Source organism: Dyadobacter chenwenxiniae (assembly GCF_022869785.1).
Lineage (GTDB): Bacteria > Bacteroidota > Bacteroidia > Cytophagales > Spirosomataceae > Dyadobacter > Dyadobacter chenwenxiniae.
Genome location: NZ_CP094997.1, coordinates 4,159,042 through 4,174,673, shown reverse-complemented (window position 1 = coordinate 4,174,673; position 15,632 = coordinate 4,159,042). Strand labels below are relative to the sequence as shown.

Here is a 15,632-nt window from a genome sequence, read left to right as displayed (position 1 = left end):
CTAGAACAACATCTCATTTGGAGGCGTCGCGCCTTTCATGCGAATGTAAACGGTTGATTGTCCACGGTGGTGCGTCTGATGCTCGAAAGCTTTTTCAAATGCAGCGCCCGCCTTCATATCCATGCCGAACACTTTCACGTCTTTTGCAAGATCAGCCTCCGTCATGCCTTTTAATGTATTGATTACAAAATCGTAGCTATCCATAACCGCCTTGGAAACAGCAGCTTTGGATTGATCAGTCATTTTTTCTGCCGAACCTTCAAACGGACTTTTCTTGCCGGACGCAGCGGAAACGAACGCGAAATTGGCATCTGCAATATGGTCCATCTGTCCGGCAAAAGAACGAATTTCAGGCGTCGGTTTCAAAGCATAACCATCATCCGGCATGGCATCCAGATATGCCTGCGTGTATTTTTTAGCTCTTTCCCAGTCAGCAACTTGTTTTGCAATAATCGTTGACTGTGCAAACGCAGCGCTTGCAGCGAAAAATAACATGAGTGTAATAGCCAGTTTTTTCATTCGATCTTGTGTTTATGGTGGTTGTTTATTTTTCGTGAAAGGTACTTCTAAGGTTAGCGATTGTCAACCCGGTGTATAAATAATTAGGCTCAATCTTGATAAACGGTTACACTCATGCCTTTCTGGCCTGGAAATTTCAAGGAAATCGTTGAGGTTAATCAACTAATCATTTTATTTACCGGTAACATCCGACCATCAGCGAATTTCTAATATGCCCGAGTCAGCAGAAGAAAGAACCAAAAAATACCTGGACCTAGGCCACAGTGAAGCCGAGAATCATGCAAAAACCCAACTGGAACTCTATGAAAAGCATGTCAAGGATACTTCAAGCGTTACCAATGTAGTCTCTAACTTTTTTAAGACCAATCTGTTAGGATTTGCATGGCACTATTTAAAAAGTCGTTTTGGACCGCGGCATCCTTACCAGGCTTATCCGAGGAATGGCGACACGGGCATCTATTCATTACAGTCGTCCATTCCATCCAGAGACAAAATCACCATTGCATTGCTCTCTGACTGGGCGAGTGACACGGCCGAATCCGATGCTGTTGCGCATTTGGTTGCCCGCTACGCACCTGATTACACAATCCACATGGGCGACATTTATTTCGTAGGTGCGCCAAAAGAGGTGGAAGCAAACTTTACAGCACCTCATGCATCCTGGTATTATGGCGCTTCCGGCAGTCTCGCATTGTCGGGCAACCATGAAATGTACTCTAATGGAAATGCTTTCTTTCAGCATTTGCTGCCTGCAATGTATATTCAGGATGGTGAAATGAAAAAGTCACAACAAGCCGGTTTTTTCTGTCTTGAAAATGCACATTGGCGCATTATCGGGATTGATACGGGTTATACTTCGGTCGGCAGGCCATTTATAGAGATCCTTTCACCGCCCGACTGCCATTTGAAAAAAGAACAGGTTGCCTGGCTCCGGGATGTTGTGCAGCTGGGAAATCCTGATGACAAGCGCGGGATCGTCTTTCTAAGCCATCATCCCTATATATCATCATTTAGAGAAGATTATGCCAAGCCAGGCGAGCAAATCCGCGAACTGATGGGCCAGGTTAACCGTCCTGTAATCTGGATCTGGGGGCACGATCACAGGCTGGTTGTTTATAATTTTGGAACGAACGGAAAAGGGCCGCAAGCTTACGGGCGCTGCATTGGCCATGGTGGATTACCCGTCGAAACGGCAATGCCGGCAGCAAAAGATCTTGACAAGATCGGTTATTATGATCGCCGGGTACGCAAGGTAATTAAGCGACACTCGCTGGGTTACAATGGTTTCGCAAGATTATTGTTGAAAGACGATGTGTTAACCGCAGAATATCGGGATTTGGAAGATCAGTGTGTTTTTGAGGAATCCTGGACCGTGAATACGACAAACGGCCAACTGGAATGGAAGATATTACAGTCCATGCCCGAATTGGCCGTTCGTTAAAGTTATAAGCGCTGAATCAGCTCATCACGAGCTGCTAATCAATGGTGATCGTCGCCGTGGTGACTGTTATCTTTGTAAAATGCTGCGAATGTCACAACCAATCCGATTGTTCCCAAAATGAATGTAAACAGGTCGGCAAGTACAGCCAGCACAAGGAACAGAATGATGAATGCTGCGACGTAAACTCCGCTTGAAAGTGAACTGGTCTCGTTATGTGTTGTATCGGACATGGTCAAATGTTTCTAAATCTTATGCGTTTATTTCTGCGAAAATAACAAATCCATGCCAAGTTGTTGGCAAGATTTCAGATTTTTTGATTTGTTTTAAATTAATGATCGGACTACCCGACTGGGTTTGTGTCGGCCACTGCTTTTAAATTTGATAAAATGCCCTACATTATCGGTTGTGATATTGGCACGACAAATGTGAAATGTGTTGCTTTTGATTCTGTTTCAGGTGATATACTTGCCTCACATAGCGAAAGTTACGAAATGTATCATCCTCAGTCCGATTGGAGTGAGCAGGACCCTGATGAGATTTACGACGCCGCCTGTAAAACTATAAAAGCAGTAGTGAAGGCTTGTAGAGGAAGGCATAAGTTGGTAGGCGTCAGCTTCAGCGCTGCTATGCATGGCGTGCTGGCGCTCGATAAGGACGGAAAACAACTCACGCAACTCATTATTTGGGCAGATAACCGAAGTTCCGACATTGCGCTCAAGCTGCGGACTTCAAGTGTGGGGAAGAAAATCTATTATAACAACGGAACGCCGGTTCACGCCATGACGCCGGTATGTAAACTGCTCTGGCTGAGGCAGCATGAGCCCGGAATTTACAAGAGAACAAGCCATTTTGTTGGCATAAAAGAATACATTATTTATCGGATCACGGGCAAATTTGTGGTGGATTATTCGGTGGCGTCAGCCACGGGAATGTTCAATATCCGGGAGTTGCAATGGGATGCATATACGCTGAAAAAGCTGGGTTTGAAAGCGGACAAATTGTCTATGGCCGTATCTCCCTACCACATTGAAAATGCACCAGCCAAAAATGACGCAGGCTTGCCCGAAGGGACCGCATTGATCATGGGCGCAAGCGATGGATGCCTGGCCAATCTGGGCAGCGGCGCGGTCCGGACAGGCTCCATGGCTGTAACAATCGGCACCAGCGCCGCGGTCCGCGTTTCCTTTGATAAGCCTTATTCCGACCCGCTTATGCAGACTTTTTGCTATGTGCTGGACGAAACCACATTTATTATCGGGGGCCCTTCAAACAATGGTGCAGTGATTTTTGAATGGTTAATGAACACTTTTTTCCCAAAAGAGGAATATGACACTGTTTTTAACGAAGCTTCGAAAATAGATCCGGGATCTGACGGACTTCTTTTCTATCCTTATCTTCTGGGTGAGCGGGCGCCGCTGTGGAGTTCTACCGTTCGTGGCGGGTTCACAGGACTGGATATCCAGCATACGCGGGCGCATTTTGCGAGAGCGGTGATGGAGGGGATACTATTGAATTTATTTGGTGTTGGGAAAATTCTGATGGAAATGCAGAAGGTCAATACGATTTATGCCAACGGCGGTTTCGCGCGCAGCCCGATCTGGGTCCAAATGCTTGCTGATGTTTTTGGAAAAAAGGTAAAATTGAATGAAACGGTCGAAACGGGTGCGGTAGGAGCTGCAATGATGGGATTGAAGGCACTCGGTATTTACGAACATTACGCTGATATGAAGGCCTTCACGACTGTTGGGCAGGAATTTGACGCAGTATCCAAAGTGCATAAATCCTACGATGCGTTGAGTGATAAATTTAAAAAAGGGTCGCGCCTGATGCTTGCGCATGCGGTCTGAGGAATAAAACGGGCATTCAACTAGTGATCGCTGAATGCCCGAAAAGGAATCTTCTAAATAATTTTAGAACTTATAAGCTAATCCCAATCGATAGTTTCTTGGCGCTTCTGATTGCGTGTAGTATGCGCTCAAACTATCATAATAACCTCCGCTATAAAGATATTCATCCAGGACATTGAACACATTCAATGTAAGCCTTATCTTATCTTTTTCCCAGAATAAGCCTCCGTCAAGCTTGAAGTAATTAGGCAGGTTAACCTTGCTATTCGTCGCGCTCCAATTAGACGTGGCACGGTCCAGTAAATAGGTGAAGCCACCCGAAAGCCCGGCGCCTTTCAGTGCACCTTGCTGAATTTTGTAGCTAATCCAGCTATTAACAGTGTGTTTGGCAAAACCAGGGATAACATCGCCTACCTGGATGGACTGGACACCTTCCGTCACTTTCGTCACTTCCGAATTGGTATAAGCGTAGTTTGCGGTCAGGTTAAGTCCTTTGGCAATGGTTCCGCGGATGTCAAACTCCACGCCATGTGCCCTTTTTTGTCCTAAAACAACACTTAAACCCGAAGTAGGCCCGCTCAACGGATCTGCTGTTATCTCATTATTTTTTACAATGCGATAAACCGAAATGGTTGTATTCCAGCGGCCATCTGCCCAATCTCTTTTAACGCCAAGTTCACGGTTGCTTCCGGTTATGGGCTTTGCGGTTCCGCCGCCCCGTAATTTTCCCGATTGCGGCAAAAATGCTTCATCATATAATGCATATACAGATGTGTTTTTGTCAACAGAAATACTCAACCCAACCCGTGGCGTGAAATGGCTCGCTTTGTCAGGAGAACCACCCCAGGCCGACTGGCTCACGTGCGTGTAGCGTCCGGCCAGCGTCAGCCTGATTTTGTTATCAATGAAACCGAGTTCATCCTGCAAATAAATTCCGGTGTATTTCTGGTCCATCGTTCCGCCGCCGTTTACAGCTCTGGCTTCCAGGTTTAATGTGCGGTCCCAAACGGGATATCCGTTATTTGGGGTTGAATAATAAGGGTTGCGCGGGTCAAACAGACCGCCTAGAGTATCCAATGCATGCGATTGCACCCAGTCGGCGAAGTAATTTTTTGTTCCAATGTCAATGCCGCCCAAAATTCTGTGCTGCACGCCGCCGGTTGTTACGGAGCCATTGATAAAGGTCTGCGCAAGTGTCATTTCGCTTTTTGCATCCCATATTCCCACGCTTCGAACTTGTCTTGCATCCGCGCTGATGGAATCCGGCCACATGCTGGACCCTTTTTGCTGATAGTTGAAATAACCAACTTGGGCCGTCAGCTTCCAGTCACTGTTGATCTGGTGTTGCAGGTTTACAAAAAGGCTCTGATCTTTAATTTTCGTCGGATCAAGTCCCGGGGGCATTGCCGTAAAATTTCGAGGCAATGTTGCGTAGCCGTCCGTCGTGAACACATAGAAAGAACCTACGTCGGACATTTTTGCGTACTGCATGGTGTATTCCGCCGTCAGTTTCGTCTTATCATCGATCTGGTAAGAAATGACGGGAGCGACACTATACCGGTTATTATATTCGTATGCACGGTGCGAATTCTTATTCTGACCTGCCAGGTTCAGGCGGTAAAGCAGCTTGCCGCTTTTGTCGAGTTTTCCGTCCAGGTCCAATGTTGCCCGGTAAAAGTCGAAGCTGCCCATTGTCAGGGATATTTCGCCCTTGGTTTCACCCGTAGGTTTTTTGGTAACTACATTATAAAGACCGCTCGGATCGCCATTGGCCAACATGAAACCAGCGGGGCCTTTTACGAATTCTATATGGTCCACAAAGCTCATGTCCTCCGTAAGCGGACCCCAGAACGAGCTCACAACATTGAATCCATTGCGGAATGCCTGAATTTGTGAGCCCCTCATGGTAATGTTGGCATACATATCACCCCAGTGTTCCAGGCGTGTCGCGCCGCTCACATTGCGGATCAAGCCGTCGCTCATGCTGATGATCTGTTGGTCTGCCAGCACTTTGGAGGTTACAATCTGCACATTTTGAGGTGTTTCCAAAATAGGCGTAAGCAATTTCAGACTTGAAGAAACCTGGTCGGATTTGTATGGGTTTCCGCTTTTTACAATTACTTCCGACAACTGGTTGGCACTTTCTGAAAGCGTGAAAGAAACATTCGCAGTTTCGCCAGCGATCACTTCTACCGGTTTTTCCTGTGTTTCCAGTCCAACGAAGCTTACAAGTAACGAGTAGGAGCCTGGTTTGACTCTTTCAATGGTGAATTTTCCGGCAGCGTCCGACACGGTTCCTTTCGAGCTTCCTTTGATGCCGACGGAGACCTGTTCTGCTGGTAAGCCATCTGAGCTGAGGATCTGGCCAGTTATTCTGCCGTTTTGAGCAATTGCGGTCGCTGCAAAAAGCATGAGCAGGAAGGAGATATAGATTTTCTGCATTTTATTTTAAATTGGTCTAAATAATTTCTTGGGCAGCAAATATCGGATAGCAAATATTTGTTTACAAGACTTTATTTAGATTTATTTAAAATAGCGAACCGCTAATAACATGCATAATGAGCCAAAAAAAAGCAGGATCGGTTTTGAGGCGATCCTGCTTTTCGTGACATACTTGATTCCGACTTACTTCTTCTCCTTAATTTCGTCAACCATTTTCTCTGTAATCATCTTCTTCTCCGACGAATTTCCCCAGGTGTTCATAATGTAATTGGTAACATCGGCAATTTCATCATTGCCTAAACCCGGGTTAGGCATCATGTTGTCGTAGTCAACACCATTCACTTTAATTTTGCCGATCAGGCCGAATTTGATGGCCTTAATCGCTGCTTCCGGCGTTTGCATGAGATAATCCGATTTTGCCAGGGGCGGAAAGGTGGGAGTAACGCCTTCGCCTGTGCCCATGTGACAGCTAATACAGTTTTCGGAATAAACCATTTTGCCCCGTTCAATACTCTTCGAAAGTTCGTCGTCCTGCGGAAAGACCGCCGAGCAGAAAACGACGGATATTATTATCGCCAATGTATTTTTCATTCTATTCTATTGGTTCAATCGCGTTGGCGTCTGGTGGTTCAATCGCGTTGGCGTCTGGTTATGATTTCGGACTTATACGGACAACTTTTCCGGAGTTTTCCAGCACCACGTAAATGTTGCCGTCCCAGGCCTGACGCACATCCCGCACGCGACCGATCTTGTCAAAAATGATTTCGCGGCTAATCACTTTGTTGCCTTTCACGACCAAATGTTGCAGATACATGAATTTGAGTGAGCCAACCAGTAAATCGCCGTTCCAATCTTTAAATTTATCACTCGTAACGAAGGTCATTCCGCAAGGTGCGATAGAAGGTTTCCAATAAACAACCGGCTGCTCCAACCCTGTGCGAGCCGTGTCTTTCGAGATGATGCTGTTGTCATAATCGATCCCGAAAGTAATCAGCGGCCAGCCATAATTTTTGCCTTTTTCGATGATATTAAGCTCATCACCTCCTTGTGGCCCGTGCTCGTGTTCCCAAATCACGCCGGTTGTCGGGTGAATGACCATGCCCTGGGGGTTACGGTGGCCATATGTCCAGATTTCTGGTCGCGCACCGGCAGTATTTACGAAAGGATTGTCGTTAGGAATCTTGCCGTCTTCGTGCAAACGAACCACCTTACCCTGGTCTCTTCCCAAATCCTGTGCGTTTTGTTTCTGCCCGCGTTCTCCAAGCGAAAGGAAAACATAGCCTTTTTTGTCAAAAACAATCCGTCCTCCGTAATGGGGGCTTCCTTTTACATTAGGAATAGCTTTGAATAGTGGCTGAATGTCGGTCAATGCATGGTCTTTCAATTTCGCCCGTATCAATGCCGTGTTCGCCCCGCCGTCTTCACCTTCCTCACCAGCTGCTTTTGGGGACGAATAGCTGATGTAAATCCAGCCATTGGTCTTATAGTCAGGATGTAATGCAACGTCCAGCAGTCCGCCTTGTCCTTTGTAAAGTACTTCGGGAACACCAGTGATTTCTTTTGGATCCAGCTTTCCTCCTGTTACAAGCCGAAGCTTTCCGCCACGCTCGGTGACGAGCATATCGCCGTTAGGCAACAATGCAGAAGCCCAGGGCATGGTCAGGCCAGTGGCGACTGTATCCACTTTAAGGTTCGCTTCTGAGAGCTTTCCAGGTTCAACGCCGCTGTTGCTCATTAACCCGATAGAGGCCGTAAGCATCAGACCTCCCAGGGCAACGGGGAGATACTTTCTTAGTAAAGGAATGTTCTTCTTCATGTATTGAGGTGAATAAATGTTTGATTTAAATTATTTTACCAATTGTAGTTTATCCAATTCCTTCGTGATCGTATTGATTTCTTCGGCATTTAAAGAAATCTCAATGGCAGCTGCATTCTGCAATGCCTGGGCTGCATCCCTGGCCCCCACTAGTGCAATGCTGATACCCGGTTGCTCCACTGTCCACCTGAGAACAAGCTGGCCAATCGTCGCATTTTTAAGCGCTGCAATAGGTTTGATCTTGTCCAGGAACGCGTTGACTCTTTCCAGATTTTCATCTTTGTAAAAATGAATGGATGCACGGTGATCGTCGGCCGCAAATTGATGTCCGGGTTTCATTTTGCCTGTCAGCAACCCGCGTTCCAACGGACTGTAAGCCAATATGGATTTATTGTTTTCGATACAGTAAGGCACGAGTTCTTTTTCAATGTCCCGTTTTACCATACTATAAGGGACCTGATCTGAGACCAGGTCAATATATTGCGCTGCTTCCCGCATAAGGTCGGCATCATAGTTGCAAACGCCGGCGTGGCGCACCTTACCCTGCCTGATCAGATCTGAAACGGCTTCCATCGTTTCCTCGATGGGCGTTGTTTTGTCATGCCAATGGATTTGATAAAGGTCTATATAGTCTGTTCCGAGGCGTTTCAGGCTGTCTTCGCATTCTTTAATGATACTGTCTTTGGCAGCGTATTTATAAATGTCAATGTCCTCACCTGCATTGTTTTTGCTGTGCATGGCAAAATCCCCTTTGGTAAGGTCCCAGCGCATGCCATATTTGGTCAGGATCTGAACTTTGTCGCGGGGCAGATCTTTGATCGCTTCCCCAACAATTTCTTCACTTAATCCCTGTCCGTAAACGGGCGCTGTGTCGATGGAAGTGACGCCTGCATTGAACGAAGCCTGAATGGCCTTAACCGCTTCGCTACGCTCGGTTCCGCCCCACATCCAGCCGCCAGCGGCCCAGGCACCAAATGTGATCACTGAAACTTCCAGGTCAGAGTTTCCTAATTTCCTGTATTGCATTGTTAATTGGTTTAGTGTTTTATGGTTTTGTCAAACAATTATTCCACTTCCCGGAACACTTCACCGAAAAGTGGAATAATGATCAAATATTATAGTCTAAGCGGCTAGCTGCGCTGCTATGGCACTTTACTTTGTCAAAGAAAAAGGTGCAGCATCCGCGCCTGCGCCCCAGGTTTTAGAAGGCTGGCTTCCCATGTTGAACTGCACAGTGCCGCCTTTCTGGATGTCGGCGTGTTCGAGGAATGTTTTGCCATAAGCTTTACCATTCAACGAAGCGCCCTGGATGTACATGTTTGCATCATCCGAAGCAGGTGCCTGAACTGTGAATTTCTTGCCGTCTTCCATCGTCAATGTCGCTTTCTTGAAAAGCGGCGAGCCGATCACATATTGCGTTGTTCCTGGCGTTACCGGGTAAAAACCCAGTGACGAGAACACATACCAGGCCGAAGTCTGGCCATTATCCTCATCACCGCAATAGCCGTCCGGTGCTGCCTGATAAAGCTTGTTCATTACCTGACGCAGCCAATACTGTGCCTTATAAGGCGCTCCTGCATAGTTATACAAATAAATCATATGCTGGATCGGCTGGTTTCCGTGCGCGTAATTGCCCATGTTCATGATCTGCATTTCGCGGATCTCATGAATGGGGAAACCATAGTAACTGTCGTCGAAAATCGGCGGCAATGTGAAAACCGTATCCAGTTTCTGAACAAATGCTTCGCGGCCACCCATTAAGCCAATCAGGCCCTTGACATCCTGAAACACAGACCATGTATAATGAATGCTGTTCCCTTCCGTAAACGCATCACCCCATTTGAACGGGTTGAATGGCTTTTGGAACTGGCCATCTTTGTTCTTTCCACGCATCCATTTCGTTTCCGGATCAAACACATTGCGGTAATTCTGGCTTCTTTTCAGATAAAGATCCACTTCCTTTTGTGGCTTTTTCAATGCTGTTCCCAATTGGGCGATACAAAAATCCGCGTAGGCATATTCCAGCGTCCGCGCTGCATTTTCGTTCACTTTCACATCATAGGGAACATAGCCCAGCTCATTGTAATACTCATGACCAAATCGGCCTACCGAGCTCACAGGGCCAGCATTCTCCGTGTTTTTGATCACGGCTTCGTAAAGTTTGTTAATGTCATAACCGCGGATTCCCTTCACGTACGAATCAGCGATCAACGATGCGGAATTGGAGCCGATCATACAATCACGGTGGCCCGGGCTTGCCCATTCCGGCAGGTAACCGCTTTCGTCATAAGCATTTGCGAGTCCCTCCATAATGTGCGCGTTAAGCGTTGGGTACATCAATGTAAAAAATGGGAAAACCGCCCGGAATGTGTCCCAAAAGCCATTATCCGTGAACATATAACCCGGTTTTACTTCACCGCTATATGGACTGTAATGTACAATCTTGTTGGCCTTATCAAATTCATAAAATTTCCTTGGGAATAAAAGCACGCGGTACAAGCACGAATAGAAGGTCCGGATCTGATCTTTGTTGTCACCTTCGACCTTTATACGCGACAGCTCAGAATTCCAGGCTTTGCGGCCTTTCTCTTTTGTAACTTCGAAATTGTCATTGGCAATTTCGCGCTGCAGATTCAGTTCGGCCTGCTCAGGACTGATGAATGAAGAAGCCACTTTCAGCCCAACCTGCTCGCCTTTTTTTGTTTTAAAACCCACAACCGCACCCGCGTGGCCGGTTTTCAGTTCCAATGTGTCCTTGGCCAGTGTTTTGCCGTGAAATGCGGAAGAGAATGTAAATGCTTTGTCAAAAACAATGACGAAATAATTTTTAAAGTTAGCCGGAACGCCTCCGCTGTTTTTGGTGGTATAGCCGATGATCTTGCGCTCGCCAGGGATTATTTTAATGTAAGAACCTCTGTCAAACGCATCAATCAGCACAAATGAGCTGTCGGCTTGCGGGAAAGTGAAACGGAATTGCGCCGCTCTTTCCGTGGGAGCGATTTCCGTGGTAACGTCGTGATCGGCCAGGTAAACCTTATAGTAATGGGGCTTCGCCACTTCGGCTTTATGGGAAAACCAGCTTGCCCGGCTTTCTTCGTCAATTTTCAGCTTTCCAGTGATCGGCATGATCGAAAACTGGCCGTAATCGTTGATCCAGGGACTGGGCTGGTGCGTCTGTTTAAACCCACGGATTTTTTCCGCATCGTACATATAGGCCCATCCGTCGCCCATTTTGCCCGTTTGCGGCATCCAGAAGTTCATCGCCCAGGGCAATGCAATGGCCGGATAAGTGTTGCCCGATGACAGGCTGAATTTGGATTGCGTTCCCATCAGCGGATTCACAAGATCCACCAGATCATTATCAGCCGGGGTCTGCGCAAAAAGGAATGGTGTGGTTGCAATCAGAATGGAAAGGGTTTGCAGTATTTTTTTCATATGGTAAACAAATCTTTTTACAGAAACTTGAAGAGAAAACAAAGGTAATGGAAGGCTATGTACAAAATGTAAACGGGCAAAAGATTTCGGAAAACCGGTCAGCATGACATTTTGTACGGGCATAGTTCTTTTCAGCGATATTGAATAACGAAAGCGCTTAAATGTGGAGATTGACCCTGTTTAGAGGCAACAGATCCCTTTTTTGAATGTTTTTGATACAAAAAACCAACAATAAGTTACGTATTTATATAAATCACATGACTGAACACTTAAATCGCCTAACCCCGCGTCAGATCGTTTTCGAGCTTGACCAGTATATCATCGGACAAAATGACGCAAAGCGCAATGTCGCTATTGCATTGAGAAACCGGTGGAGGCGAATGAATAGTCCTGAGGACATACAAAAGGAAATCATTCCCAATAACATATTAATGATCGGCGCGACAGGTGTCGGTAAAACGGAAATTGCACGTCGGCTGGCTAAAATTGCGGACGCGCCATTCGTAAAAGTAGAAGCGTCCAAATTCACAGAAGTTGGTTACGTGGGACGCGATGTGGAAAGCATGGTCCGGGACCTTGTCGAACAGGCAGTAGGAATGGTGAGGACGCAGAAAAAAGAAGAAGTGAAGCTCAAAGCCGAGCAGGCTGTTGAGGATATCATTCTCGATGCGCTGATCCCGCCCGTTCATGGTTCCAGCGCTGTCAAGATCAAGGCCGATAATAACACGTCCGAAGTAATGCCTGAGGACGATGCTGAATTGAACCAACGCACCAGAGAGCGGTTTCGTGAAAAAATAAGAAACGGTGAGATGGATAACCGCAAGATCGACATTGAAGTGCATCAGAATCAAGCACCTAATATAGGCATGATCGGAGGCGCGATGGACGACGTTTCGATGATGAACATTCAGGAAATGATTGGCAATATGATGCCTCGTCGGGGTAAAAAAAGAAAGGTAACGGTGGAAGAGGCCAGAAAAATTCTCCTGGACGAAGAGGCTTCCAAGCTGATTGATATGGACGAGGTAAAAGTGGAAGCGATCAAAAAGGCGGAAAACCTGGGGATTATTTTTATTGATGAAATTGATAAAGTGGCTTCCAGCAGGTCAGGTGGCGGCGGCGGTCCGGATGTAAGCCGCGAAGGTGTGCAGCGCGACTTGCTTCCGATCGTGGAAGGAAGTGCCGTGAATACCAAGCATGGCGTGATCAATACGGATCATATTCTTTTCGTTGCGGCGGGCGCTTTCCATGTGGCAAAACCCTCGGATCTTATCCCCGAATTACAAGGCCGTTTCCCGATTCGCGTTGAACTGAACAGCCTTACAGAAGCCGATTTTTACCAAATCCTGAAAACACCTAAAAATGCCCTTACCAAGCAATACGTAGCGATGATGGAGTCCGAGGGTGTGGAACTGGAGTTTGAAGACGGCGCACTTCGCGAAATAGCAAGAATTGCCTTTGAGGTCAATAGTGAAGTGGAGAACATTGGCGCACGTCGTTTGCAAACGGTTATGAGCTTGCTGCTTAATGATTTTATGTTTGATATCCCAGACGTAATAGGCGCGGACTCTCACATTGTCGTAACCGCTGATCTGGTTAGCGAAAAGCTTTCTGCATTGGTTAAAAACAGAGATTTAAGCCAATATATTTTGTGATCATATTAATTGAAAAGAAAAGGGAGAGCCGGCCGTGCGCCGCTCTCCCTTTTTTATGCCGTTCAAAATATTAATCCTCAAAAAAGAGCCATTTCAAAGCAATAGGAAATTCCTTACTCCACTGTTCCTCTTTATGCTCTCCTTCCGGATCAATCGAACTTTTGATTTGTACACGTTTGTAGCCAAATCTTTGGTTTTCAAGTGTTTTATGAAATTTTTCAAAATTGGGTAACATATTCGCCCCTTCTTTTCCACCGGCATACAAGTAAATGCGTGTTTCGAAAGGCTCAAAGAAGTGAATGGCATCGAAATACACTTTCTGCGAAATCCATAGCGAAGGCGAAAAGATCATCAGCCTTCCGAAAACGTGCGGGAACATTAATGCAGCATAAATGCTAAGCAACCCGCCCACCGAACTTCCGCCCATGCCTGTGTTGAGCCTGTCGGGCTTTGTCCTGTAATTGGCATCCACATGCGGTTTAAGCGTTTCAGCTACAAAACGGAGGAAAAGTGAACCTAAACCTTTGCCTAAGCGCGGATTATCGTAAGGAGAAAACTCATTGATGCGCTCCTCGTCGCCATGGTCAATGGCCACAATAATGACACCCGCTTTGTGCTCCTTCGCCAGTTCGGCCAGACTTTTATCAATTTCCCAGTTGCCATAAGGAGAGCCTTCACCGAAGAGGTTTTGGGCATCCGTCATGTAAAGCACCGGATAGCGCTGCTCGGGATTTTCGTAATAATCGTGGGGAAGAAGCACGTGAACACGCCGCTTTCTTTTGAGCTGAGGAATTTCAAATGTTTCTGAAAGAACCTCCGCAATCGGGGCAAGACTATTATTTTTTTTCAAAGGATCAATCTGCCAGCGTTTAACAAAGTCTTGAATAACACCTTCCGGCTGAGTGATGATCCGGTTGCCATAAGGCCGCCCTAAATGGTCGAGCTCAACCTGGTTCCAGCCGCCACGGGTGTATTTATATTCGAGCCGGCATGGGCAACTCTAAATCTTCGGGAAATTGGAATTGGTATTTTCCCGGTGCAATCATCGTCATCTCGTAGTCTTCCAGATCAGGGAGCCATTTGCAAAAGTTACCGGTAAGGAACACTGGGCGGCTGTCGGACGGTAATGTTTCTAATTCGATGCTTAGGGTTGCTACTAATACTTGCATTATAACTGATAGTCACTTAGGGTTGTATAGCGGTAAAGGTACTTATTAAAATTTTTGTTTAATGTAATTTACGAATTCAAATTTTAAGTTATGCCGCTCATCTGCCTCATGTGCTATCCGCTCGGTTTCCACCCAGGCGTCAGGATTTGTTATTTCGAAAAAAGTATCGCCGTTGATGATCGTCTTCACTTCGGTAACATATAATCGATCTGCCATGGGCATTGACTGTCTGTAAATTTCGCCCCCGCCGACGATGAAGGCTTCGGATTGCTCAATGCCTCGCGCAATGTCCAGTGCCTCTTCCAGTGAATGTGCGATCAGGATGCCTTCAACAGAAAGATCCTTTTGTTTGGTAATAACAATGGAGGTCCTGCCCGGCAAAGGTTTGCCAATAGATTCAAAGGTTTTCCGTCCCATGATCATCGGATGGCCTAATGTGAGTTGTTTGAAGCGTTTTAAATCATCAGGCAACCGCCAGAGTAATTGATTATCCTTTCCGATAGCGCCGTTTTCAGAGACGGCAACGATGATTGATATAAGCATAATGTAAAATTAAATTGGTCAATCCAGCAGGGATGCAACATTGGTAGCAAAGTTAATGTGTCCGCATTCCGCCAATCCCGGAGGGATGCAACATTGGTCGCAACGTTAATGTGTTTGCGTTCCGCTAATCCCAGAGGGATATAATATCGGTAGCAAAGTTAATATTTTCGGATTATGCCAAATCCCGGAGGGATGCAACGTCATACACGCCGTTACATCCCTCCGGGATTTGGCCCTTGTACACCGATGTTTTGCTACCGATATTTCATCCCTCCGGGATTTTTCATTGCTCATTCAGGGCTTTTGAAAATATATCCTTCTTTAAAGTCAACCCCAAACTTCTCTAAAATCAACCTATACTCGTCGATGAAACTAACCTTTTGATGATGCTCTTTCTGTTTTAAAATATACTGAATGACATTATCCACATTTGATTTACTATAAGAAAATACCCCATAACCTGCCTGCCATTCAAACCTTGATTTACAAAACTTATTATTATTAATCCATTGAGCCGAGTCTGCCTTCACGTCCTGCATGAATGCTGCAATGGATTGTGTTGTCTGAAATCCGATCAGCATATGCACATGATCCGCTGTCCCATTGATTGCCAGCATCCTGTGTGCATTCTTTTTAGTGATTCCTGTAATGTACTTGTGTAAATCGGCTTCCCAGGAAGGAGCAATCAATGACGCTCTAAATTTGGGTGTAAAAATGAAATGTAAATGAACCTGTGAAAAAGTGTCCGCCATAATGAATTATTTA

Annotated in this window: 13 protein-coding genes; 3 read left to right on the top strand and 10 right to left on the bottom strand. The window is 46.1% G+C overall.

The window, feature by feature from the left end; translation table 11 throughout:
* The gene (locus MUK70_RS17780) at positions 1-519 is read right to left on the bottom strand and encodes a DinB family protein (protein WP_234608484.1); all 519 of its coding nucleotides are present in this window, start codon (positions 517-519) and stop codon (positions 1-3) included.
* A 211-nt stretch (positions 520-730) separates the two neighbouring features.
* Between MUK70_RS17780 and MUK70_RS17775 the strand changes: the two genes are divergently transcribed.
* A complete protein-coding gene (locus MUK70_RS17775; protein ID WP_234654200.1) occupies positions 731-1,960 on the top strand; it encodes a metallophosphoesterase family protein in 1,230 nt (409 codons plus the stop codon).
* Positions 1,961-1,998: 38 nt separating this feature from the next.
* Here MUK70_RS17775 and MUK70_RS17770 read toward each other — a convergent pair whose 3' ends face one another.
* A complete protein-coding gene (locus MUK70_RS17770; protein WP_234608482.1) occupies positions 1,999-2,190 on the bottom strand; it encodes a hypothetical protein in 192 nt (63 codons plus the stop codon).
* 156 nt (positions 2,191-2,346) lie between these two features.
* Here MUK70_RS17770 and MUK70_RS17765 point away from each other — a divergent pair, with 156 nt between their 5' ends.
* Complete coding sequence (locus MUK70_RS17765) at positions 2,347-3,807, top strand: gluconokinase (protein WP_234654198.1); 1,461 nt, start codon at positions 2,347-2,349, stop codon at positions 3,805-3,807.
* 63 nt (positions 3,808-3,870) lie between these two features.
* On the opposite strand, the gene MUK70_RS17760 is transcribed toward MUK70_RS17765, so the two are convergent.
* The 5 genes from MUK70_RS17760 to MUK70_RS17740 all read right to left on the bottom strand — a co-directional run bounded on the left by MUK70_RS17760 (position 3,871) and on the right by MUK70_RS17740 (position 11,500).
* Complete coding sequence (locus MUK70_RS17760) at positions 3,871-6,249, bottom strand: TonB-dependent receptor (RefSeq protein ID WP_234654196.1); 2,379 nt, start codon at positions 6,247-6,249, stop codon at positions 3,871-3,873.
* Positions 6,250-6,432: 183 nt separating this feature from the next.
* A complete protein-coding gene (locus MUK70_RS17755; protein WP_234654194.1) occupies positions 6,433-6,840 on the bottom strand; it encodes a c-type cytochrome in 408 nt (135 codons plus the stop codon).
* Positions 6,841-6,898: 58 nt separating this feature from the next.
* Entirely contained in the window at positions 6,899-8,065 is a 1,167-nt protein-coding gene (locus MUK70_RS17750) for a PQQ-dependent sugar dehydrogenase (protein ID WP_234654192.1), read from the bottom strand.
* 30 nt (positions 8,066-8,095) lie between these two features.
* The gene (locus MUK70_RS17745; protein WP_234654190.1) at positions 8,096-9,091 is read right to left on the bottom strand and encodes an aldo/keto reductase; all 996 of its coding nucleotides are present in this window, start codon (positions 9,089-9,091) and stop codon (positions 8,096-8,098) included.
* 126 nt (positions 9,092-9,217) lie between these two features.
* A complete protein-coding gene (locus tag MUK70_RS17740) occupies positions 9,218-11,500 on the bottom strand; it encodes a GH92 family glycosyl hydrolase (RefSeq protein ID WP_234608476.1) in 2,283 nt (760 codons plus the stop codon).
* Positions 11,501-11,757: 257 nt separating this feature from the next.
* On the opposite strand from MUK70_RS17740, the gene hslU reads away from it, so the two are divergent.
* Positions 11,758-13,155 carry an ATP-dependent protease ATPase subunit HslU gene (gene hslU, locus MUK70_RS17735; RefSeq protein ID WP_234608475.1) on the top strand — a complete coding sequence of 466 codons (1,398 nt, stop codon included), beginning with the start codon at positions 11,758-11,760 and terminating at the stop codon, positions 13,153-13,155.
* Positions 13,156-13,225: 70 nt separating this feature from the next.
* On the opposite strand, the gene MUK70_RS17730 is transcribed toward hslU, so the two are convergent.
* The 3 genes from MUK70_RS17730 to tnpA form a co-directional block, all read right to left on the bottom strand.
* Complete coding sequence (locus MUK70_RS17730) at positions 13,226-14,005, bottom strand: alpha/beta hydrolase (RefSeq protein ID WP_244784443.1); 780 nt, start codon at positions 14,003-14,005, stop codon at positions 13,226-13,228.
* 364 nt (positions 14,006-14,369) lie between these two features.
* Entirely contained in the window at positions 14,370-14,867 is a 498-nt protein-coding gene (locus MUK70_RS17725) for a dihydrofolate reductase (protein WP_234654186.1), read from the bottom strand.
* Positions 14,868-15,157: 290 nt separating this feature from the next.
* Complete coding sequence (gene tnpA, locus MUK70_RS17720) at positions 15,158-15,619, bottom strand: IS200/IS605 family transposase (RefSeq protein WP_234654184.1); 462 nt, start codon at positions 15,617-15,619, stop codon at positions 15,158-15,160.
* Positions 15,620-15,632 lie beyond the last annotated feature (13 nt).

Bases quoted from the DNA above. Each gene is read 5' to 3' on its own strand.
- MUK70_RS17780 (WP_234608484.1), bottom strand. From the start codon at position 519: ATGAAAAAACTGGCTATTACACTCATGTTATTTTTCGCTGCAAGCGCT.
- MUK70_RS17775 (WP_234654200.1), top strand. From the start codon at position 731: ATGCCCGAGTCAGCAGAAGAAAGAACCAAAAAATACCTGGACCTAGGC.
- MUK70_RS17770 (WP_234608482.1), bottom strand. From the start codon at position 2,190: ATGTCCGATACAACACATAACGAGACCAGTTCACTTTCAAGCGGAGTT.
- MUK70_RS17765 (WP_234654198.1), top strand. From the start codon at position 2,347: ATGCCCTACATTATCGGTTGTGATATTGGCACGACAAATGTGAAATGT.
- MUK70_RS17760 (WP_234654196.1), bottom strand. From the start codon at position 6,249: ATGCAGAAAATCTATATCTCCTTCCTGCTCATGCTTTTTGCAGCGACC.
- MUK70_RS17755 (WP_234654194.1), bottom strand. From the start codon at position 6,840: ATGAAAAATACATTGGCGATAATAATATCCGTCGTTTTCTGCTCGGCG.
- MUK70_RS17750 (WP_234654192.1), bottom strand. From the start codon at position 8,065: ATGAAGAAGAACATTCCTTTACTAAGAAAGTATCTCCCCGTTGCCCTG.
- MUK70_RS17745 (WP_234654190.1), bottom strand. From the start codon at position 9,091: ATGCAATACAGGAAATTAGGAAACTCTGACCTGGAAGTTTCAGTGATC.
- MUK70_RS17740 (WP_234608476.1), bottom strand. From the start codon at position 11,500: ATGAAAAAAATACTGCAAACCCTTTCCATTCTGATTGCAACCACACCA.
- hslU (WP_234608475.1), top strand. From the start codon at position 11,758: ATGACTGAACACTTAAATCGCCTAACCCCGCGTCAGATCGTTTTCGAG.
- MUK70_RS17725 (WP_234654186.1), bottom strand. From the start codon at position 14,867: ATGCTTATATCAATCATCGTTGCCGTCTCTGAAAACGGCGCTATCGGA.
- tnpA (WP_234654184.1), bottom strand. From the start codon at position 15,619: ATGGCGGACACTTTTTCACAGGTTCATTTACATTTCATTTTTACACCC.